This window comes from Pollutibacter soli, from assembly GCA_029269725.1.
GTDB lineage: Bacteria > Bacteroidota > Bacteroidia > Chitinophagales > Chitinophagaceae > Pollutibacter > Pollutibacter soli.
Genome location: JARJHS010000007.1, coordinates 41,027 through 62,825, shown reverse-complemented (window position 1 = coordinate 62,825; position 21,799 = coordinate 41,027). Strand labels below are relative to the sequence as shown.

General features: G+C 42.9%; 13 protein-coding genes. All 13 read right to left on the bottom strand.

The window, feature by feature from the left end; genetic code table 11:
• Positions 1–6: 6 nt before the first annotated feature.
• Positions 7–2,058: an ATP-binding protein gene (locus P2W82_RS17025; protein WP_336517120.1), complete on the bottom strand. Its 2,052-nt coding sequence runs from the start codon at positions 2,056–2,058 to the stop codon at positions 7–9.
• On the bottom strand, positions 2,055–2,597 hold the full coding sequence (locus P2W82_RS17020; protein WP_336517119.1) for a hypothetical protein: 543 nt from the start codon (positions 2,595–2,597) through the stop codon (positions 2,055–2,057). Before P2W82_RS17020 ends, P2W82_RS17025 begins: the two co-directional genes overlap by 4 nt.
• 36 nt (positions 2,598–2,633) lie before the next feature.
• Positions 2,634–3,077 carry a M20/M25/M40 family metallo-hydrolase gene (locus P2W82_RS17015; protein WP_336517118.1) on the bottom strand — a complete coding sequence of 148 codons (444 nt, stop codon included), beginning with the start codon at positions 3,075–3,077 and terminating at the stop codon, positions 2,634–2,636.
• A gap of 24 nt (positions 3,078–3,101) precedes the next feature.
• Positions 3,102–6,554: a sensor histidine kinase gene (locus tag P2W82_RS17010; protein ID WP_336517117.1), complete on the bottom strand. Its 3,453-nt coding sequence runs from the start codon at positions 6,552–6,554 to the stop codon at positions 3,102–3,104.
• Between the two features lie 91 nt (positions 6,555–6,645).
• Complete coding sequence (locus P2W82_RS17005) at positions 6,646–10,362, bottom strand: ATP-binding protein (RefSeq protein ID WP_336517116.1); 3,717 nt, start codon at positions 10,360–10,362, stop codon at positions 6,646–6,648.
• A 2-nt stretch (positions 10,363–10,364) separates the two neighbouring features.
• The gene (locus P2W82_RS17000) at positions 10,365–11,402 is read right to left on the bottom strand and encodes a sensor histidine kinase (protein WP_336517115.1); all 1,038 of its coding nucleotides are present in this window, start codon (positions 11,400–11,402) and stop codon (positions 10,365–10,367) included.
• Positions 11,403–11,599: 197 nt separating this feature from the next.
• Complete coding sequence (locus P2W82_RS16995) at positions 11,600–12,739, bottom strand: FIST signal transduction protein (protein ID WP_336517114.1); 1,140 nt, start codon at positions 12,737–12,739, stop codon at positions 11,600–11,602.
• Between the two features lie 114 nt (positions 12,740–12,853).
• Positions 12,854–14,011, bottom strand: coding sequence for an FIST signal transduction protein (locus P2W82_RS16990; RefSeq protein WP_336517113.1), 1,158 nt, complete (start codon positions 14,009–14,011; stop codon positions 12,854–12,856).
• A gap of 36 nt (positions 14,012–14,047) precedes the next feature.
• The gene (locus P2W82_RS16985; RefSeq protein ID WP_336517112.1) at positions 14,048–19,378 is read right to left on the bottom strand and encodes an ATP-binding protein; all 5,331 of its coding nucleotides are present in this window, start codon (positions 19,376–19,378) and stop codon (positions 14,048–14,050) included.
• Between the two features lie 243 nt (positions 19,379–19,621).
• Positions 19,622–19,807: a hypothetical protein gene (locus tag P2W82_RS16980; protein WP_336517111.1), complete on the bottom strand. Its 186-nt coding sequence runs from the start codon at positions 19,805–19,807 to the stop codon at positions 19,622–19,624.
• Between the two features lie 119 nt (positions 19,808–19,926).
• Positions 19,927–21,099 carry an acetyltransferase domain-containing protein gene (locus P2W82_RS16975; protein ID WP_336517110.1) on the bottom strand — a complete coding sequence of 391 codons (1,173 nt, stop codon included), beginning with the start codon at positions 21,097–21,099 and terminating at the stop codon, positions 19,927–19,929.
• Positions 21,100–21,293: 194 nt separating this feature from the next.
• Positions 21,294–21,608, bottom strand: coding sequence for a hypothetical protein (locus P2W82_RS16970; protein WP_336517109.1), 315 nt, complete (start codon positions 21,606–21,608; stop codon positions 21,294–21,296).
• Positions 21,605–21,790 (bottom strand): hypothetical protein, encoded by a 186-nt coding sequence (locus P2W82_RS16965; RefSeq protein ID WP_336517108.1) that lies wholly within the window; start codon positions 21,788–21,790, stop codon positions 21,605–21,607. Before P2W82_RS16965 ends, P2W82_RS16970 begins: the two co-directional genes overlap by 4 nt.
• Positions 21,791–21,799 lie beyond the last annotated feature (9 nt).

The following is a 21,799-nucleotide window of genomic DNA, read 5'->3' as shown; positions in this document are numbered from 1 at the left end:
CGTTTTTTACACGGGAAGTACCAGGGTAAATACTGTTCCTTCTCCCTGTTTTGATTCCACCTCGATTTTTCCGCCGTAGGCTTTTATAATGTCATAAGCCAGGCTTAATCCCAAACCCGTTCCCTGCCCGGTGGGCTTTGTAGTAAAGAATGGCTGAAATATTTTATCGATGATTTTCGGATCGATGCCTCCGCCGTTATCCGTTACCGTTATTTCAATTTTATCGGCCATGCGTTTGGTGGACACCGAGATAATGTTTTCTATCATCGTAGTGTTTATGGTAGTGACGCTTGTGTTAATCCTGGAGGCGTCATGCATGGCGTCTCCAGGATTAACATCACGATGATTGCATGCATAAAACGCGTTGCTGTACAGGTTCAGCAATGCCTTTCCGATATCCTGGGGTATAATATTTATCTCCCCGGCTGATGCATCGAAACTGGTTTCCATCTTTGCTTCAAAATCCGGATATTTTGACTGATAACTGATGTATGCTAATCTCAAATATTCATCAACCAATGCGTTAATATCCGTTGGCTCCTTTGTACCCGACCGCGATTGCGAGTGTTGCAGCATGCCTTTTACAATAGCATCCGCGCGTTTTCCGTGATGGTTTATTTTAACCAGGTTCTGTTTGATATCCTGAAGCAACTCTGCGACTAATGGGCTTTTTTTTCCTGCTTCCTGCCCTGGCTGTCCGGCAGAAAATCCTCTGCCTATTGCCTCCTCCGCTTCCTCTATCAATTCCGAACTGATCTCACTGAAATTATTTACAAAATTTAATGGATTCTGAATCTCATGCGCAATACCCGCAGTCAGTTCCCCGAGGCTCGCCATCTTTTCCGATTGAATCAGTTGCGCCTGGGTTGATTTTAAATCACGCAGCGTGGCCGACAAATGATTGTTTGCTTTCTTTCGTAATTTGTTATTCCTGAAAAGGATCATCGCAACAATTATCGCTGTGATCAAACCAGCCAATGTAACATACTGTTTTACCCGGCTTACAAATTTCTCTTTCTCTTCATTCAACTGGTATTGCCGGATGTCTTCATCAAAAGTCATCATCTGAATCTGCTGGTTCGCTCTGGTATTGTAGAGGGAATCATTAGCTGATTTATACATCCTGGCATATTTCAGTGTGCTGTCACAGTTTGCAGGATCGTATAGTGAGGAGAGCATATTTGCGGGTGCGCTGCTCAGGTAAAAGAAAGGCGTATTCGTTACCGCGTCAATTGCATTGCGGGCATAGAATTCAACAGAGTCTGGTTTGTTTAAGAGTTGATAATGTTCTGCTAAACCAACATATACCATGTTAAGGTACCTTTTACTATTTTGTGTTGAATGTTCAGACAAAGCCTTCTGAAAATAATATGTTGAAAGATCCGGTTGATTTAATTTGCTATAGGCGCCACCGAGTGTGATAAAGGATAATGATTTTATATTCTGATCTCCGGAGTCTTTAAATTTTTCATATACCGGCTTTGTAAAGATTACCGCTGAGTCAGGTTGATTTTTCAGAAGATACACTGCCCCCAGGTTCACGAGTGGCCAATATTTCACTTTCTCAATCCTGCCCTTCGCACCATCTTCTGCCGAGAGTTTATATATGCGGATAGCTTTTTCAAACTCACTCCGGTCTTTGTAAATATGCGCCAGTTGGTTGTTGGCAATGCATAACAGTGATGGATTTCCATTTTCTTCAGCTAGTCTGATCGCTTCATGGTGATACTGCAGTCCCTTCACATGGTTTCCGGCAAGGCGGTAGCCATGACCCAGGAAACTATAAGCAGTTGACTTTTCCAATACATTTCCATCCTGCTGAGCCTGCTTAAGCAATTTCAAACCGATCTCAATGGTATATTCAGGATCATTATTAATTGAAGTACTATACAGGTTAACAGTATAAGCCAGTTTCTGATCGTCATCTTTTGCATTGGCAACCAATTGTACAACAGAATCAATATTGACTCGCTGCGCAAATGCGGTATTTGTTGTTGACAAAACCAAACAGGTAACAATGCCACTAACAATATGTGATACCCGCAAAATCTTCATCATGCCATCAGGTTTGGAATTAGTATAATAAAGGAACTGCCTTTGGATTTCATTGACTCCACTTTTATCTCACCGCCATGCGCTTTCACGATATCATAAGCCAATGACAAGCCCAAACCCGTATAATCCTTCAGATCCATATATAAGAGGCCGGTCCGACGAAGGCAAAGACTTTTTTCAATGTTGCAATTTCCTGCTTCAGCCATCTGCGATGCCTGCATCACCATGCTGAGAGCTTCTGGCAGATCTCCTCTTTCGCGAGATGCAATTGCGATATTAGCAAGAGACAGGACTTCGCCTCGTTTGAACTGAATTTCCCGTGCCAATGCCAGTGCTTCGTTTCCATAAAAGATGGCTGAGTCCGGATTTGAATTCCTGTATTGCAATCCTAACTCTGCTAATAATTCCAACCGGGTTGTATCCGCCTTAACGGATGACAATAACACTCCCAGGCTGTCCGTCACTTTATTCTGACACAGTGCAGGCAACCATAAACCTGCCATGGATACAATTAATAAGCTTCTTTTCATTTCGACTTTCATCCGGCAGCATTTAGTTACTCCGGATCATCCATACAGTTACTTTTTAATTTTCAGATGGGGATACTCCAACACCAAAGTCAGCATGGCAATCAATCCCGTTTTAAATCCGCTTTCATCCAGGTAAAAATCAGGTGTGTGATGAGGAGCTGATGTTTTCGGATCTTTTCCTCTTGGCAGACCTCCGAAATAGAAATAAAATCCCGGAACCTTTTGCGAGAAAAAAGAGAAATCCTCGGAGTCTTTATAGGGCGGTATAAGCATCACATGTTCTCCGCCAAAGGATTTTTTCAGCGACGTTACCACAGCTTCAGTCAGCATCGGATCATTGTAAGTAACGAGTTCCGGGTTTTCATGTATATCCCTTCGCCAGCCGATCATCTTTTGCTCGATTTTATCCGCCGCTGTTTTAATCACCGGATCTGCAGTACCTGTCTGCGCGTATATAGATATCGTGCCGGCCAAAAAAATTAATATGAACACCGATTTCATTTTTAAATAAATTATTTACACAGGCAAGGTGATGACGAAAGTCGCACCTTCACCTGGTGATGAATGAACAGTGATTGTTCCGCCATGACTTTTCACAATATCATAAGCAAGACTCAATCCCAACCCGGTTCCCTGGCCAGTTGGTTTTGTTGTAAAAAATGGTTGAAATATTTTTTCCGCGACTTTCTCAGGAATGCCCTTCCCATTGTCCCTCACCGTTACCTCCACTGTATTGTCTTTTTTCCGTGTACTCACCTGCACAAGTGGTGTATAATCTTTCGAAGCGGTCTTTTGCTTATCATAAACTGCATAGAATGCATTGTTGTACACATTCAGCAATACTCTTCCGATATCCTGGGGTACGACCTGCACGTTTATGACAGCAGGATCAAAGTCGGTTTCAAAATTTGAATTGAATGATTTTTCTTTTGCACGCAGGCCCTGATAGGCAAGGCGAAGGTATTCATCTGCCATCCCATTAAGATCAACAGGTTCTTTTATACCGCTGTTGCCGCGACTATGTTGCAGCATTCCTTTTACAATGGAATCGGCACGTTTTCCATGATGAATTACTTTTTCCAGGTTCTCTTTTACATCATTTGCTATTTGCTTTGCTTCTTCGTCATTTCCATTGTTCAACGCCGTTTCCATTTCAATCAACAACTCCTTACTCACATCCGAAAAATTATTGATGAAGTTTAAAGGGTTTTGTATCTCGTGTGCAATACCTGCAGTTAACTCACCCAGCGATGCCATCTTTTCGGACTGGATCAATTGCGCCTGTGTGGCCTTTAATGCTTCGTGTGCCTCGCCAAGGTTGTGATATGCCTTCTGTATTTCCTTCGCCTGCTCGAGTTCTTTTGCCCGGTTACGTTCTCTTTCCTGGTTGATCAACCGGTTTCGCATATACTTATTGAACAAAAGAAGAAATACCAGCAGCAACAAACTGTATCCTGCATAAGCCCAGCCCGTTTTCCACCAGGGTTTTAAAACCACTATTTTCAACCTGGCACCGGCTTCATTCCATACGCCATTATTATTCGAAGCTTTTACGATAAAATTGTATGTGCCGGCTTCCAATCCTGAATAATATGCAGTATGCTGACTGCCGGCTTCACGCCAATCCTGGTCATAATTTTCCAGTTTGTAGAGGTATTTATTTTTTGAAGGATCAGAATAATGAAGTGCAATAAAATCCAGTGAAATATTAGCCTGGTTATGAGCAAGAACTATTTCACTTGTTTCATATATAGGTTTCTTTAAAATAGATTTTTCACCAGGTAGTACCGATTTATTAAACACCTTCAGATCGGTGAGAAATACTTTGGGAATTGTAGAACTACGGAGGATGTTATCCGGATTGAAAAAAGTTACCCCGTTCGAACCTCCAAAAAGAAAATAATTGTCAGCCGTTCTATACACTGAACCATCAGCGAATAATTGCCCCTGTATTCCATCAGAAATATCGAAGTTGACAAATTGTTCCTTGTCTGTTTTAAAAAGTGATATTCCATCAAAGGTGCTTAGCCATAGCGAGTTGGTTTTATCATCGGGTAGTATTGCCTGTACACTCATGGAAGGAAGCCCGTCATTACGTGTGTAGGTTTTTATTTTTTTTGTGCGTGGATTATACCTGGAAAGCCCGCCTTGCCATCCACCAACCCATACTGTGGTGTCATTTGATTCGTAAAGTGAATTTATATCCTGCGATACAAAAACATCTCCCTGCGTTTTATCAAATCCATGCCTGGCGACGCTATCTGTTGCTTTATCATAAAAAAACAATCCGTTATTCGTTGTCAACCATAAACCGCCTATACTGCTTTCAACAGCCATGGTGATTTCATTACTGCTTGCATTGCTTCCGTTGAGCCTGCCCAGGTCATACCTTTTATATTGTGATGATGATTTGGACCTTTTGTATAATCCATTCATTGTCGCTAACCATAAATTACCATCGACATCACTATAAAAGCGATTGATCACGACATCTTTTGGATAGGAAGTGTCATGGAATGCACGCATCTTTCCTGCTGCAACTGACAACCGCCATACTCCCTGGCTTGTAGCGATCAATAATTCACCTGATGGATCAAAGTATAAACTGGTTACAAAAGCAGTTCCGCGAAAAAAAGGAGTTGAAGAAATGGATACAAGCTTTCCCGTTTCAGGATCGAGGATTTTCACGCCGGAAGTCCGGCCATCGCCCGAAGCAATGCTGGCTTTATTACCGGTAAAGCCGCTGATAAGGCTTACCCATCCCGGAGCAAGCGAATCTTTTTCTTTGTTCGCATGTTTTATGGATTTGAATAGCGTTCTTTCCTCATACTTAAATAGTCCCTTATCGTCTGTACCAATCCAGGCTGTGCCAAAAGAGTCAACAACGATTTTGTTGATGACAGTATTTTCAAGCGGATTCCCCAATCCATGGGCAAAGCTTTCAGTTGTGGAGCTGGGTATATGAAATCTGACAATCCCGGAATTCGTGCCTATCCATATTCTTTGCTGACTATCGATCTTTATACAATTCCTGCCGTTATTTTTCAACAATTTCAGCGACAGCCGGGCTGTTGCGGTGCTATCGGCGAGATTAATCTCGAGCAGTTTGCCTCTGCTTGAAATTATCCATAAATTCGAAGATTCTCCGAACGCAAAATCGGTGGGATACTCACCTGCGGTGAAGTATTTATCAAAGGTGTTGACACGGGTAAGCGTATTTGAACGATCAATTTTAAAAAATCCACTGTAGCTGAGGATCCAGGTATTCCCCTCAGCATCATTTTCCAGTCTGATTATATTCTGTATCTGAGGGTCGCTTTTTGTCCCGAACCTTTTTATCGTATCATCGGATTCATCATAATACAGAAGGGCGCCATCAATCTCCTGACCATACTGGGTAGAGACGCCCAGATAAATCCTTCCACTACTATGTTCACTCATTACAGCGACATCAACCTCAATTGTTGACGGCTGGTCAATGAGATTATCAATATTGTATCGCTTAAACTTTTTCGTTACAGGATTGTATCTATTGAGGTGACTTTGTCCGGTACTTACCCAGATTCTTTTTTTGCTATCCTCATAAACCGACCAGATCACCAATCCTTCCATTGATGCCGTATCGTTCGGGTCATTGAAAAATCTTTTGAATTCATAACCATCATAAACAGCCAATCCGTTGATTGTTCCTAACCAAATAAAGCCGAAATGGTCGGGAAGTATGCTGTTTACCTGTGCCCCTGGTACACCGTTCTGTTCAGTGTATTGTTTGAGAAAAACAGGATTCAACTGGGCATTGGCAGATTGAAACGAAAGAACAATAAAGTAGAAAGTTAAAAGATGAAAGAGCGAACATGACCCGCGAAAAAAGTCATTCCGAACTGTTTTATCATTCAATGATGTTATCCCCCCGGGATTGCTTCCTGTCAACCGTTTTCCGATGTTGGTATTTTTTAAAGCTTGATTCATACGAGCGTTAACAGATGGTTTATTTCATATCAGCTGATGCATTTTAAAATCATCAAAAGCATTTTGGCAACAATTCTATCTCTTGCATTTTTCAAATATGGTTTGATAAAGTGATGATGAATTCCGTTCCCTCTTTCTCATCACTTTTCACAATGATTTCTCCACCATGTGCTTTTACTATATCATAGGAAAGAGAAAGACCCAAACCCGTACCCTGTCCTGTTGGCTTTGTGGTAAAGAAGGGCTGAAATATTTTATCGGCTACCTTATCCGGTATCCCATTTCCATTATCCTTCACCGATATCTCTATAACATTATTTTTTTTGCGCGTGCTGACCTTTACCAGAGGCGAGTACCCATTCAACGATGTTCGCTTTTTTTCATACACCGCATAGAATGCATTGTTATAAATATTCAGCAAAACACGACCGATATCCTGGGGAACCACCTGCACTGTGCCTACTGCCGGATCGAAATGAGTTTCAAAATGGGTGTTGAAAGATTTGTCCTTTGCACGCAACCCCTGGTAAGATAGTCGCAGATATTCATCGGCCATTGCGTTGAGATCGACAGGTTCCTTAACACCACTGTTTCCACGACTGTGCTGCAGCATTCCCTTTACTATCGAGTCTGCACGCTTGCCATGATGAATAACTTTTTCAAGATTAGATTTGACATCATTTGCAATCAATTTGGCTTCATTGCTATTGCCATTGTCCAGTTCGTTTTCCATTTCACCCAACAATTCCATACTGACATCAGAAAAATTATTGATGAAGTTTAGTGGGTTCTGAATTTCATGCGCAATCCCAGCGGTCAGTTCTCCGAGCGAAGCCATTTTTTCCGATTGAACCAATTGTGATTGGGTCAGCTTCAGATCTTCAAGTGATTTATTCAACTGTGCTGTTCGATGCGTAACTTTTTCCTCGAGAATCTGATTCTCTCTTTTCAAACGCCGTGAACGATAGCCTGCAACCAGCCAGGCTGTACCAGCGAAAACACCGGCGTACAGGATATATGCCCACCAGGTCAGCCACCATGGTGGCCTGATGGGGAATTGCAGTGATGCTGGTTCGCTCCAGACACCGTTAAAACCTTTCGACGCGACTTTGAATGTGTAATGTCCAGGCTTCAGGTTATAATAATTGCGTGTAAAAGGTCGGGGTGTTTCAGCAGACCACTCCTCATCTTCGCCTTCCAGTATATAGCGATATACTATTTTATCCCGACCGGTGATAGATGGATTTGAATAACTGAAATTTAAAGAGTTCTGGTTATGCGGTAATGACAGTCCCGAAGGTATATGGAAAACAGCAGTTGCACTATCGTACCGGATACGATTTTGTGTTAGAAATGCAGCCTGTTCAGATATTGGAACGGCCGGGATTTTTTCTGCCGCATTTTTTAATGAATCTGTAAGCGGCAGTTCTGGTAGTGGCTGGGTTTTGGTGTCGAATGACAGCGGATGATCCAATGCGCTGATACCGGTAACCATTACCTGCGCCGGAGCAGAGTCAATTCGGTTAGTGGTTTCCGTGAGTATGGTCAAAACGGGAGTAACGCCTAACCAGATTTCGCCATTGCGACGGACCATTCCCGCCATCTGGTTATGATCATTAAAAGGAAAGCCTTCCTTTTTGTTGAAATTCCTGAGCCGGAATTTTTTATCATGGCTGTTTGGACCCTTCGAAGAATCCGGCAAAAAAATCTGAAATAATCCACTGCTTGATCCCGCATACATAATACCATCTTTTTCCAGCAGGTCATAAATGTCAGCAGGCAGGAGACCTTCTTTCGCGGTGATATTCGTGATGGTGTTTTTATCTGTGCTGATGATGGAAATACCACCCATACCAGCCACCCATATATCCCCGGATCCACTTTCCATTACTTTTAATATGAAATCACTGGGCATACCTTCTTTCTCCCTCAGATACCTGATTGAATTTTTATGCTGATCGATGATCATTAATCCGCTATCCGTAGCGACCCATAACAGACCTTTTTTATCCGTGATGAGACCATAGCAGGCGGTACCGATCAATCCACCATGGTAATCCAGTTTTTTCAGATTTTTCTTTTCCCTGTTGTAGACCATCAACTCAGGTACACTGGCCACCCACCAATTACCGGAACTATCTGCAGTAATGCTGAATACCGCCCGGGGAAAGCCCTGGTCCTTTCCATAATTCTCAAAGGTTTTTTTCTTTTTGTTGAAGATGGTAAAGCCCGGAATATTACCTGCATACAATTCATCATTACCAAGGCTGCCGATGACTTTAACATCATTGCCATGCAATCCCTGGGTTTTACTCAATGTCCGGATCGAAGAAGTCACCGGATTGTAAATATTCAAACCGCTGTTGGTGCCGATCCAGATCGTGCCATCATTTTCTTCAAATGTGCCCCAAACATTTCCATCAACAAGGCCATTTCGTTTATCAAAATGCTGTGGCAATACATTGTCAGCATCGAATACCAGCAAACCGTTGTTCAGCGTACCCGCCCAGATGTTTCCTGACGGATCCGTGAATAATGTGGACTTATATCTCTGGAATATTCTGGCATTGAGCGGAATGATTTTAAAAGCAGATTTGTCCTTGTTGATGATATAAATGGTATCGCGCGCACTGATCCACATCCGGCCAATCCGGTCTTCGGTGATATCAAAAAGGTTGGTATTTGTTCCGTTCTTTTTACTATAGGTTGTGATCAGATCTTCATTTAAAGAAACCGAATAAAACTCCCTGTTGAATGATCCCACCCATACATTCCCTTTTAAATCCTGGTACAATTCAAGCACCGCATTCAGACCGGCAAGTTTATCATTCCCAATTATTTTTATCCTCTTTCGTGTGGAATCGATAACGGAAATCTTATTGTTCTGACCCAGCCAGATATTATGAGCAGCATCTTCTATCAGCGTTAACGGCCGGTGATCATTTAAGAGGGAATCAGTCGCGAAAACAGATCTGAATTTCATAGTTACCGGATCGATAAGAAGCAGAGAACGGTTTACCGATGCAACCCACATCATGCCCTGGTGATCGCAAAGCATATCGGCCACCCTATCGCTGGAAGGGAAAAACCAGAATGAGTCGTGATCAATATCAAGAATATAAGCTCCGTCCGAGAGCGTGCCCACCCACATTCTGCCCATGGAATCCAGCGCCAGGTGGGTAATCACTGCCGCATCTGCAATTGTATTCCTCGGCATAAAGCTCCAGGTATATAATTGATCGCCGGTGTAGCGTACCAGTTTTCTCCCCACCGCCAGCCAGATGACTCCCTGCTTATCGATCAATGAAGCATTTACACTTGTTCCAGGCAGTCCTTCTTCTTCTGAAAACTGCATGATACCGGAAGAAGAGTTCGCCATCAGTTTAGGCATAGCTGCCCTCGTGATTACCGGCTTTGGCAATACATTCTTTTTGATATCCGGAATAGATTCTGTTGTAATGGTATCGAGATTGATGATGCTCTCCGGAATCTGATTCCAGTTTAATTTTTTCTGTTGCGGAGCAGATGTAAAAGGCTTGAAATCATTGATCACGAATTTGTTTTCAGGAAGTCTGGATAAATCCAGGGTCTGTTTTACCGGATTCTCAATACTGTCGCCCGGAATTTCAGTCCACTGAATTTGTTTTTCTTCACTGAATCTCAGTGGTACTGTTTTAGGTTGTGGTAAAGCAGTATCAGGAAACGGCACTGATGTATTCTGATTGCAGGATAACAAAAAAGAAGCGATCAGCAAGTGGACTGATGTGAATCGGAGTAAAAAGCAATTAACCAATTGAAGCTTTCTCATTGTTACGCAGGTAAAGTGATGGTAAATGTCGAACCGGCACCTTCGGTTGATCTGACAGCAAGCTCACCGCTATGAGCTTTAATTATATCGTAAGCCAGGCTTAGTCCTAAACCGGTTCCCTGGCCCGTAGGCTTTGTTGTAAAAAATGGTTGAAATATTTTGCTGATGTTTTTCGCCGCTATTCCGGTTCCGTTATCCGTTACCGTTATCTCAATAGTGCCGGCATTACGACGTGTCGTTACAATAATTTTATTTACATCCCCGGAAACAGGTCCTGCCTTGTCTCTACCCATATTTCCAGCAAAATAGAACGCATTGTTCATCAGGTTAATAATTACACGCCCGATATCCTGCGGAATCAGGTTGACGGTTTCAACAGCAGGATCAAGGATGATGTCAATTTCTGCCTGGAACATCTGGTCGCGGCTGCGGTAATTGTGATAGGAAAGTCGTACGTACTCTTCACACAATGCATTCAGATCTGTATCACGCCTTTCTCCAAACGTTGGTCTTGAATGCTGCAACATCGCTTTCACAATTGCATCAGCGCGTTTGCCGTGGTGATTTATTTTTGCAAGATTCTCTTTGATATCCCGCAGTAACTCCAGAGCAACAGGGCTGTTGCCTGCTGCCTCTGCAACCTCATCAATCATTTCAGCACTCACCTCACTGAAATTGTTTACAAAATTCAATGGGTTCTGGATCTCATGCGCAATTCCCGCTGTGAGTTCTCCCAGCGAAGCCATCTTCTCAGATTGGATCAATTGCTGTTGTGCCGCTTTCAGGTCATCAAGCGTTTTTTTCAAGGCAGCATTTGTCTCTTCCACTGCTTTTCTCTTTTGTTCCAACTCTTCTATTGTTTCTTCAAGGAGAATTGCAGTGGTTCGTTTTACTTTTTCTGTTCTGTCAAGTTTAAAATCGGTTATGCTCCACTGTTTGTCTGCAGATAAAATGGCTTTGACAAAAGCCTCCCTTTCTGCTGCTGTCAGCAAACTGTTTTCTTCCACTAGTTTTTTTATCGCTTCCAGGTATTGATTCATTTGGCAGTTGTCGGTTGTCAGTTGTCGGTGGTCAGGAGCAGGTGGTTATTCGTTGTTCGTTATTCGTTGTTCGTTGTTCGTTGTTCGTTGAACAGCCGGGCAGCACTGCCTACCGGACAGGCAGCCGGCAGGCAGGTTTTCGGTTTTCATTCATCTTTTGTCCTGTGTTCCCTATTCTGTATTCTGTATCCTGTATTCTATTTTCCCTTCAGGGCTACCACGCACGTTGTCAGGTTATGCATTTCCAGATTTCCTCCTGTCGCTCTTGCCAGTTCCGCATTGCTGAACATACCGGCCATCGGAATTCCCCAAACATTTTTTACTCCTTCTATTTCATTCGTCATCAAAGGCCCCAAAGAAAGAATCCTTCCTGCGCAACTGAAAACAACAAGGGCATCAGCCTCGGGCATTTTTGTATCTCTTAGATTTTCCACGCCCCGGATTACCTTTTCCATAACATCAAAATCAGGCGGCAGGGAGAACCGTACTTTCGAACCCTGAGGGACTGTGCCGCTGCAATAAAAAGACCGGTCTGTCCAGTCGACTACCAGTCCCGGACGCATCACCGGATCTCCCTTTTGTCTCTGCAGCTGCAATGGAAAATTTGCCGCTATTTCCAGTAACAGACCTTCATTTTCCGGATTTACATTTTCCAATCCGCCGTACTTTGACGTAAGATCGAGCACGGGTACATCATCGACAGTAAATACATGATTGCCTGTACTTTTTGTTACTGTCTTCGGCGTACCTACAGCCTTCCATCCACAGGTAGCTACTCCGTTTATCATCACCCTCTCTTCATCCAAAGCGAGACAAAGCAGCCCCTTATTACTTTCAACTCCATTCGTAAAAACAAACTGCTCTGAAAATGTGTAATCATCGCCGGCCATACAGCCAAATACATTCACATCTTTACCCGCTACATCTTCAAATCCCAGTAACAAAGCCTCGGCATCCGTCTCCAGGTGTGTGGCTGCAATCAGAAATGCAGGATGTGCAAACGCTTCTTTGGCTTTGGTAGCCGCCAATGTTGCTGTCTCACGATAATTTCGTTCGGGATAATTTTCAAAATATATCCGGAAATAATTTCTGTCGATGTCCAGCAGTAAAATAACAACAGAGCCTTTTTCGGTAGCTTCATCAATAAACTCACCGTTCGTAGTAACGCCGAACAACGTTATGTTTTCCTGCTCCAGCAATTCAGCAATTGCAGTCCTGTTTTGGCTAATGGATAGAAAGACGATTGCAAGCGTTGGTGCAAATCCATCGTCTATACTTTCGCGTAATGCGTTGCTGATTTCCTGCGCTGATTTTCCTTTTATTGATTTGGCTATCATCTTTTGTTTTTTCCCGGAGATTTCAATCCCCTGTTATAAGCCCGTCGTCCATAGGGGATAATTTAAAAATTTCAAAAGCCGGCGGTATTCTCCTGCCTGTTCACTCCTGTCTGTTCACTTTTCTTTCAACGCTACCCAGCTACACGTAGTAGAATGAAAAGTATCATCACTGTTCACGCCCTTCCCAAACTCACCGTAGGAAAAAAAACCCGCCATTGGCGCTTTCCATATTTTATGAAGTCCATTGTTTTCTTCTTCCACCATTGGTCCGAGTGCCCAGCGGCGGCCAAGGCACGAAAAAATCAATAACGCATCTGCGCCTGCCTGTTGATTTTTCTTTAGATTATCTGCAGATTCCAGAACAGTTTCAACAATATCAAAGTCCGGTGGCAAAGTAAACTGGAGTTGCTTCCCCTCAGGAATTGCAAAGTCCAGTTTAATGGAATTATTTTCGTGGTTCACTTCAAGCGGTGTGCGTAGTTGGGGTTCTCCTGCACCAAATGATAAGAACGGGTAGAAGAATGATATGTCTTCCCTGAAAATGCTTCTATCCTCGCCGGTATTAAGTGACTGGCCCAGATAACGGAGATACATATCCAGTGCGGGCTGATCATCGATCGAATATATCCAGGCATCTTTCGCTTTCGTTACTGTCCTTACTTTTCCTGCCGGCTTCCATCCCGAAATGGCTGTTCCATGTAGTTCAATTTTATGATTATCGATAATCAGCATTACAAATCCCATGTCAGAGGATTCATTGTTACTGAAAACGAATGTTCCCGCCATCGTTCCGTCGTCGCCAGCCATACCTCCAAAAATCGGAACTCTCTTACCTGCCCGTTTATGTATAGTATGAATCAGTGCCTGCCCATCCAAGACAACCCCGCTAATTGAGATGCATGAACTACATAAAATAAAAGCCGGATTTTTAAATTTCGAAAATGCAAAATCAGTGGCCTCCTTAGCTGCCTGAACAAGGTCCTTATTCTTCGTATCACAAAACAGTATGGAATAGTATTCGGGTTTAATATCCATCAGTAACATTGCAATTTCACCTTCGCTCTGGTGATCATTTATAAATTCACCGGAGGAAGTAGCCCCGATGACATCGATATTTTCAGCTTTTAATATTCGGATGATCGCCTCCCGATCCTGTTTGACAGAAATAAACACCACTGCAAGCGTGGGCACAAAACCTTCATCACTCCGGATTTTATCCAGCGCTGATTTAATTTCTTCCGGGTTTCTTCCACTTATCGATTTTGAGATCATTATAACAGTTTTAAATTTTCTGTACCCGACTACCTGCTAAGCAGGCAATCGAATGATGAATGAAGTCGACTCATTTTCTTTTGTTTCTACTTTCAATTCTCCTCCATGGCCTTTTGTGATGATGTCATAACTAAGGCTTAAGCCCAGCCCTGTTCCCTGGCCCGGTGGTTTTGTTGTAAAAAAAGGTTGAAATATTTTATCGACTATCGTCTTTGGAATTCCCTTGCCGTTATCCTTTACCGTTATTAAAACATTTCTACCGGCTTGTTTTGTTGATACGAATACCCCGGGTTGATAATTTCTGTCAGCAGAAATTCGTCCAGTCCCTTTATCCTGCATTCCGTATTCTGTATTTTGTTTTTCCTTTTCTCTCACGGCGTAAAAGGCATTATTCAGCAGATTCAAAATCACACGTCCCATATCCTGCGGTATTATTTTGACTCGATGGATGTTATCATCAAAATCAGTTTGTATATCGACATTGAATAAATGATCCTTTGCGCGGAATCCATGATAAGCAAGCCGAACCCATTCATCGCAAAATGCATTCAGACTGGTTTCCACTTTTTCTCCACCCGACTGCCGCGAATGCTGCAGCATTCCTTTGACGATAGCGTCGGCACGTTTCCCGTGATGATTAATCTTGCTTAAATTCTGTTTGATTTCAGAAAGCAACTCTACTATCAGTGGGTTGTTCTCTTCTGCCCGATTACTGCCGCCCTGCGTGTCCGGTAGGCAGGCTGATGCCTGTAGCACGGCATCTTCAATTTCTCCAATCAACTCCGAACTCACTTCACTGAAATTGTTTACAAAATTCAATGGGTTTTGGATTTCATGCGCAATACCTGCAGTAAGTTCACCAAGCGAAGCCATTTTTTCTTTCTGTATCAATTGCCCCTGGGTAAGTTGCAATTCAGTCAATGCCTCTTCGGCTTTTTTCCTCGCCTCCTTGATTTCGATCAGATCCAGTTCGGCCTGCTGCGCGTGAGCTTCAGCAATTTTCAGGTCATTGAAACGCGTATAGGTAAGATTGAATACATAAGCAAAACGCTCGAGCAGTTGCAGGGACTCAAGGGGTTGCTCCTCCTTAGAGGCAATACCTATAAACCCATTGCTGAAATAAGCAATATCCTGAACGCGCCTTTTCTGAAACAGACCTCCTTTAAAGGGAACACCAAGACCAGTGAGGTGATTAAAATAATCTTCCAATTCTTCCCCATGCATGTCAATCACCAACGATTTCAATTGCTTCTTCCAGCCTTCATACATTTTTCTGAAAGTGGGATTGTCGTTAAGGTTAGTGGTGTAAGCGGTGCTTACTTTACTCCCGTCTTCGTCGGTAATCCAGAATTCAGAAGTGCCAATGTCATCTTTAATCGTGGAAATGTAAAGCCGGTTGGGCTCTATCCCGAGACCGATCAGTTGCTGAAACAAAACAGCGGCCGTTTCTGCAAGCTCTTCGGATTTCTGCATGGCTAATGTGCGGCTACGTACTTTTTCCAATGCAGCTTCGATCTGTGCTTCGCGGGCATTGGCTTCTGCCTGCTGAAGATCTTTGTATCTTTTATAAGTAAGACTTAGTACTGTTGTAAACCTCCGGTAAATCTGCAATTCATCTTCCTTCATTTCGTAACGTGTCCATGCATACACGCCACCCTCTTTGAAAAAAAAGAAATTTCCATACTGAACAACATCATCAGCATAGTCGGGAAATGATATCTGCGGCCTTATGACACTGTAATAGGATTTAATTTCGTTTCCTCTAAGTACTGGGAAAAACTCTTTCTGGGCTAACCATCCATTGTATACTCCTTCCAGTACAGGGTGCCCTTCTAAACGAAGTTTTCCCAGGAGTTCAAGACTTTCGCCTTTTTCTGTCGTGTTCCAGGTATACAGTTCGCCGATTTTTTCTTCTCCATCAAGCAAACCAACACCACAACGAATCGGAGTGATACTGAATAGTTTTAATTCCGTGTAAAAAACACCAATAGTATCAGCAAGATCCCGGGAGTTATGCATGGCCATTGCTTTTGCACGTACCCGTTCCAGTGAAAGTTCAATTTTTGCTTCTCTGGCCTGCATTTCAGCCTGAGCTATATCCGCATACCGTTGATAAGAAAGACTGAATACATTCCGGAATCGTTTCAGAATCTGCAATTCATCTTCATTGATTTTCCTGAACATGGAAATACCGAAAACGCCGGTTCCAAAAGAGTAGAGATAGTAATTCAACTCATCTGCTTCAGCAAGTGCCTTCTCCGGTTGTTGTCCGATAGAGTTAACGAGATAAGCCTGCCAGGATTCCAGCTCTTCTTTTTTAATTTCTGTTACTATTAATTCGCCTGCTGTATTTGCTGTATCAAATGCGCGCCGTGAGTTCGGATGGCTGTTGTATTTTATTTCATTTCTTGTTGCGCCGAGTTCGTTTGAATAATCGTAATTGATAAACTTCTCTTCTGCATCGTTTCGCAGATATATCTGTGAGGAACGAAGATCATTAAAACCCAGTTGCAAAAGTTGTGTAAATACCGATTGACAGATCTGTGGCAGATCTTCAGACTTCATCATACTCATAGCGATAGAACGAACACGTTCCAGGGCGGCTTCGATCTGTGCTTCCCTTGCCTGCTGTTCGGCCTTTTGCAGATCTTCGAATCGCTTAAAGGCAAGGTCGAAAACTTTTGCTGCCCGCCTCTGAAGATCACGTGCTTCCCTGCTGGCGGGGCACTCTGTTATTATCAAAAGTGCTCCACCGGAAAATCTTGAAAAATTATAATAAAGTACCGGGGGAATAATCAATTCTCCTTCTTCCGTATAATCGATTGTCGCGGGTGCGAGAACCTCCAGTTGCCGGTACCATTCTTCCAACATACTTCCGCGTGATTCGATCACATAAGTTGAAGCACCACTATTATACAGTTGAAGAACCTTTCTCGAAAACTCACTCCCATCTTTGCTGACAGAAGCATTTCCTTTAACTGTTTTGCCTGTGTGGTTAGACTTATATGTGTACCAGGCATCAAACTTATCACTGTCATCGGGATATAAATGGATCAATGTTGATTCCAGTTCAGAATTACCCAGACCAGATAACTGCAAATGCATCGTGTCGGCTACCTGCTGAAGGTCTTTCGACGTGCGCATGACCATTGCGCGTGTGCGTATACGTTCCAGCGCCGCTTCAACCGTTGCTTCACGAACCTGCGCCTCTGCTTTCTGCAGATCAAGAAATCTGGTATATGTCTGTTCAAATACTTTTACAAAACGTTTGAAAATATCATGCGCTTCCGGAACATGATCCAGTGTGATGAATAACAGGTACCCATACCTGAAGTAAACCACATGATCGATCTGCCTGACTGGGAACGGAATGCCCGCTTCCCGGGCTTTCCTCAGGCCTTCCCCCATTATAGGAATGGTACACAGATATTCATAATGCCTCTCACATTTCTTACCGGAAAATTCTTCTATGTGAAACTCAGCTCCTTGCCGGCCTATTTCGTAGTAGGTAAGGAAAATATTTTCCCGTGGGACTTTATAAGGTTTGAATTCTTTTGAATCCCCGGAGCTAAACCATTCGCTGGAATCATTTTCATTGTAAATATTGAATGCGCATCCCCAGGTTTCAATACCCAGGGAACGGACCTGCTGATCCAGCAAGGTGGATGCATCGCCAAGTTCATCGCTTCGTTGCATAGCCATCGTCCTGGCCCGGACACGTTCCAGCGCCAGTTCAATCTGGGCTTCCCTCGCCTGCGCTTCTGCTTTTTGCAAATCGATAAAACGCGTGTACGTCTGCTCAAATACATTTCCAAACCTCTTGAAAATACCGTGCGCTTCAGGCACAGGTTCATAGGTGATAAAAAGAAGAAACCCTTTTGAGAAGAATACGCAATGAAAAATCTGGAATGTCGGAAGCTGATGTCCTGCATTGACTATAGAATCCAATACTTCACCAACAACCGGTAACGTGCGCATGTATTGATAGTGTGCCGCAAGCTCATCGCCACCAACTGCTTCCACATGAAACATTTCACCGCGTTCATGTGCTTCGCGGATATGTATCAGCGAAGGGTCAACGTTCAATGGCAAGCGGAATGGCTTTTGTAAAACCCCTTCACTGCTCATGGAAAGAGTGATCGCCTGTTTATCTTCATCCCAAATGCAATACCCTGCACTCCAGGCTGGCATACCCAGGGATTGGATCTGTTGAAAAAGCAACAAGGCAGACTCCGGAAGTTCAATACTTTGCTGCATGGCCATCGTGCGTGCACGAATACGTTCAAGCGCAAGTTCAATTTCCACTTCGCGTGCCTGTGCTTCTGCATTGGAGATATCAACGTAACGGCTATAGGCAAGATCGAAAACATTGCGGAACCGCTTCAATAGTTCAAGCTGTTCCCGGGTAATCATTGAAAAAGTAGAAATCCCCATAGAAGCAGCTCCAACGGAATAGTTGTAATAGTACAGGGCAGAGATATTGTCCAGCCGCGAATCGGGATCTTCATTATTTGCAATCCTGAAATGTTTCCACTCTTCCAGTTCTTTGCCTTCAATTACAATTTCCAGTAATTCTTCTTTTGATTCCCGCATCCTCTGAATGAAACTTTCAATTGTTTTGTTTCCTTTATAAGGGATCTGACTTACTACACCTCCCGAGAAATCGGAATAATCGTAATCGGTGAAAAACCTTTTTTCGTCAACATAAGATTGAATTATTGCATTACGCAACTGGCTGATGCCGAGTTCAATTAACTCTTTAAACAACACTTTGCATACATTCAGCAGATCATCCGGAATCCTCATGGCCAATGCCACAGCCCGCAACTTTTCTAAAGATGCTTCGATAGCCAGCTCGCGGTTTTTAAACTCAAGTTCTATCGTACGGCGTTTCACCGCATCTTTTAACAGCTTATTTTCTTCTCGGATTTGTTGTGTGGCAATTACTTCGCCTTCGCCTGCACGTGAGTCTGGGAACGATCCATGCTGATGATAAAATTTCCAACACCCTTTTTCATTAGAAAGTAAAGTGGTAATTCTTGCTTTGGAATAAAATCGCCATTCGTCTTCAATCTTTACATAAGCATCGCTTCTTTCAACGACCATTACAAAATCTCCTGCCGGTAAAATCTGGAACTGCCGGTTTTCCTGTTTGATAATACCAGCAAACTGGTCAATAGTAGCCCGGCAATAATCCAACCATTCTTTTTTACTATCGAAATTTTCCCCTTCTGATGACCCAACAACGTGGTAGTCATCGCTCAGTATATCCGCATAGGCATCCAGATCACCACGATAATAGTGATCCCAGCCGGCCTTATAGACCTGCAGTATTTCAGTTTCAATTTCTTTAGTAAGGTTGTTCATTATTATTCATTAGGCAGAAGGCCGAAGCCTGCCGGCAGGGCAGGAGACTTAGTAGATAGTTGGTAGTAACCAGTTTCATATACCAGTCCTTTTCCTTTGTTGTTTCTGTTTCACATCTTCCAGTTTTCCGGTTTTCCGTTGTCAATAATATTTTTCTCCTTCTGCAAATGTTTTCAATCGTTAATCGTAGAGACGCGATGCATCGTGTCTCTACGATTAACCAACTTCATATATTGTCAATCTTCATTTCTTTCCGGTTTTCTGTTGCCAGGTTCCACCTCTTGCCTGCTCACTATTGCCTTCTTCACTGTTCCCGTTCTCATTTTCTAGTGATGATTTTGTTTTTCCACCGAAACAACCCTGCGTTGTCTCTACCATAAACCTCCAAAGGCTATCTTCTTCTGCCTGTACGCCAATATTTCTGCTCACTGTATTCCGTATTCTGTATTCCTCGTTTTCTTCTTTCCCTCCTGCCTATTGCCATTTCACTATTGCCTGTTCTCACTATTGCCTGTTCTCCCTGTTTCCCGTATTCTGTATTCTCCACCCTATAAATAACTCATCCACCATTTTTCCTTATGATTCAATTTATAGTTGTCGAATTTTTTGCAAAAAGGATAGAGGATTGCGATTACGAAGATCCACACCAGATAAACCATCCAGAGGTTAACGCCATATCCTTTAAGGTCAGGTATCATTATGACCCAGTCGGTGAGCACCAGTAGTTTCCATCCATAACCGGTCAGCAGCCCCGTAATTACTGCCAATACATGGATGAGGTAAAGATGAAGTATATAGTAAAAGAAAGGCACGCGCCCGAAAACACTGAAGAAACTTACCATGCGTCCTTTCCAGCTTTCACTGTTTGCAAGAAATATAAAAGCAGGACCGAGCGTCATCAATAAATAACAAAGTGAAGGCGGGTACTTGGTAGCTGCCAGGAACGACATACCTGTCTGTATAAATGTATCATATTCTTTCCAGTGAACCGGGTCGCCATACTGATTTATTCCACGAATGATGATAAAAGTCAATATTGAAAAAAGCCCCAGCAGGTTGAGTGTTTTTCTCCTTCGCATAGGGTCCACATTCGGTGCATAAAATCTGCCGAAACAGTATCCTAATGACATCACCGCCATCCAGGGAATCACCGGATAATCGATGTAAAATTTAATGCCGTTTCCAAATTCAAAAATGTGCGCCTGGTGTAAAGCCGACCAGAGCATATTGTTTTCGAACTGAACCGGATCCAGCAGGTTATGACCAAAAATCAAAACCAGGCTGAAGATCAGGATGGCTCTGTAGGGAAGATGCACCAGCAGTGCAAGAACGAGCATGCTTATACCCAGGGCCCAGATCACCAGCAAACCCGGCGTTCTGAATTTCAAATCAAAATACCAGGCAAAGTTCACAATCGTCCATTCAATAATCACGAGCCAGAGTCCGCGCTTTGCTAAAAAGACAGAAAGCTCTTTTTTGTTTTTCCGACGACCTACAAAAAATGCTGAAAGTCCAGCAAGAAATGAAAATGCTGGTGCGCAGAAATTAGTGATCCAGCGGGTGAAGAACAGCGGAAGTGTAGTAAATGCAGGATCGGAAGGATCGAAATAAAATGCATCCTTATGGAAATAATCACGGACATGATCAAGCGCCATGATGACCATCACCAATCCTTTCAGCAGATCGATGGAACCGATTCGTTTATTTGTCGATATTGTCATGATTATTGAATGAATCGTAGTTCACTTCAAAAAAACTTTACAATACAAGTTGGATAGAATGCAATGAAACGAGTGGTATCATCATCATAAAAAAATATCTTACGTATTTGCATGAACTTCCAAAAGAATTTTTTTAATAGTTAACCGGCCGCCTTGTTTTGATTTATTCTGATTTCAGCAAATTGAGGTCTTAATTAATTCACTTCTTCAGCGTGTTTTTCTACCGTCACTTTTGAGTAGTGCACCCGGATGGGTTGCCAGCCGGGGCCCGATCTTTTAAAAATCCAGGTTTCCCGGTATGGCTCTGTTACTGATCTGTTTTCAGGTAAACGAAAAAAAACTTCATTTGAAAGTTGAAGCACAAAAAGATCACCGGCAGACAGGAATTCAAAATCCGACAATTGCCTTTGTCCTGGCCACCAGTTTCGGGTTTCGTTGATTACCGCGATCATTTCCTGCGTATTTGTCATTGCGCCATTCTGATGGGTGATGCGTGTTTCCGGAATCAATATTCTGCGGAGTGACGCCGTATCTTTTTCATCGAATGCAACAAAAAAACCTCAACAATTTTTTTAACTGCGATAGAGTCCGATTCAGTTGTATGAAGATAAGCAACAGGTTTTAGTTCCATCGTTTTTAACTGACCATCTCCGCAGAAAAGTAAGGAATGATCGCGCAGAGCAACAGCCATAACGAAACA

Excerpts from the sequence above, each read along its gene's own strand:
- P2W82_RS17025 (WP_336517120.1), bottom strand. The coding sequence starts at position 2,058 with ATGATGAAGATTTTGCGGGTATCACATATTGTTAGTGGCATTGTTACC.
- P2W82_RS17020 (WP_336517119.1), bottom strand. The coding sequence starts at position 2,597 with ATGAAAGTCGAAATGAAAAGAAGCTTATTAATTGTATCCATGGCAGGT.
- P2W82_RS17010 (WP_336517117.1), bottom strand. The coding sequence starts at position 6,554 with ATGAATCAAGCTTTAAAAAATACCAACATCGGAAAACGGTTGACAGGA.
- P2W82_RS17005 (WP_336517116.1), bottom strand. The coding sequence starts at position 10,362 with ATGAGAAAGCTTCAATTGGTTAATTGCTTTTTACTCCGATTCACATCA.
- P2W82_RS17000 (WP_336517115.1), bottom strand. The coding sequence starts at position 11,402 with ATGAATCAATACCTGGAAGCGATAAAAAAACTAGTGGAAGAAAACAGT.
- P2W82_RS16995 (WP_336517114.1), bottom strand. The coding sequence starts at position 12,739 with ATGATAGCCAAATCAATAAAAGGAAAATCAGCGCAGGAAATCAGCAAC.
- P2W82_RS16990 (WP_336517113.1), bottom strand. The coding sequence starts at position 14,011 with ATGATCTCAAAATCGATAAGTGGAAGAAACCCGGAAGAAATTAAATCA.
- P2W82_RS16985 (WP_336517112.1), bottom strand. The coding sequence starts at position 19,378 with ATGAACAACCTTACTAAAGAAATTGAAACTGAAATACTGCAGGTCTAT.
- P2W82_RS16975 (WP_336517110.1), bottom strand. The coding sequence starts at position 21,099 with ATGACAATATCGACAAATAAACGAATCGGTTCCATCGATCTGCTGAAA.
- P2W82_RS16965 (WP_336517108.1), bottom strand. The coding sequence starts at position 21,790 with ATGGCTGTTGCTCTGCGCGATCATTCCTTACTTTTCTGCGGAGATGGT.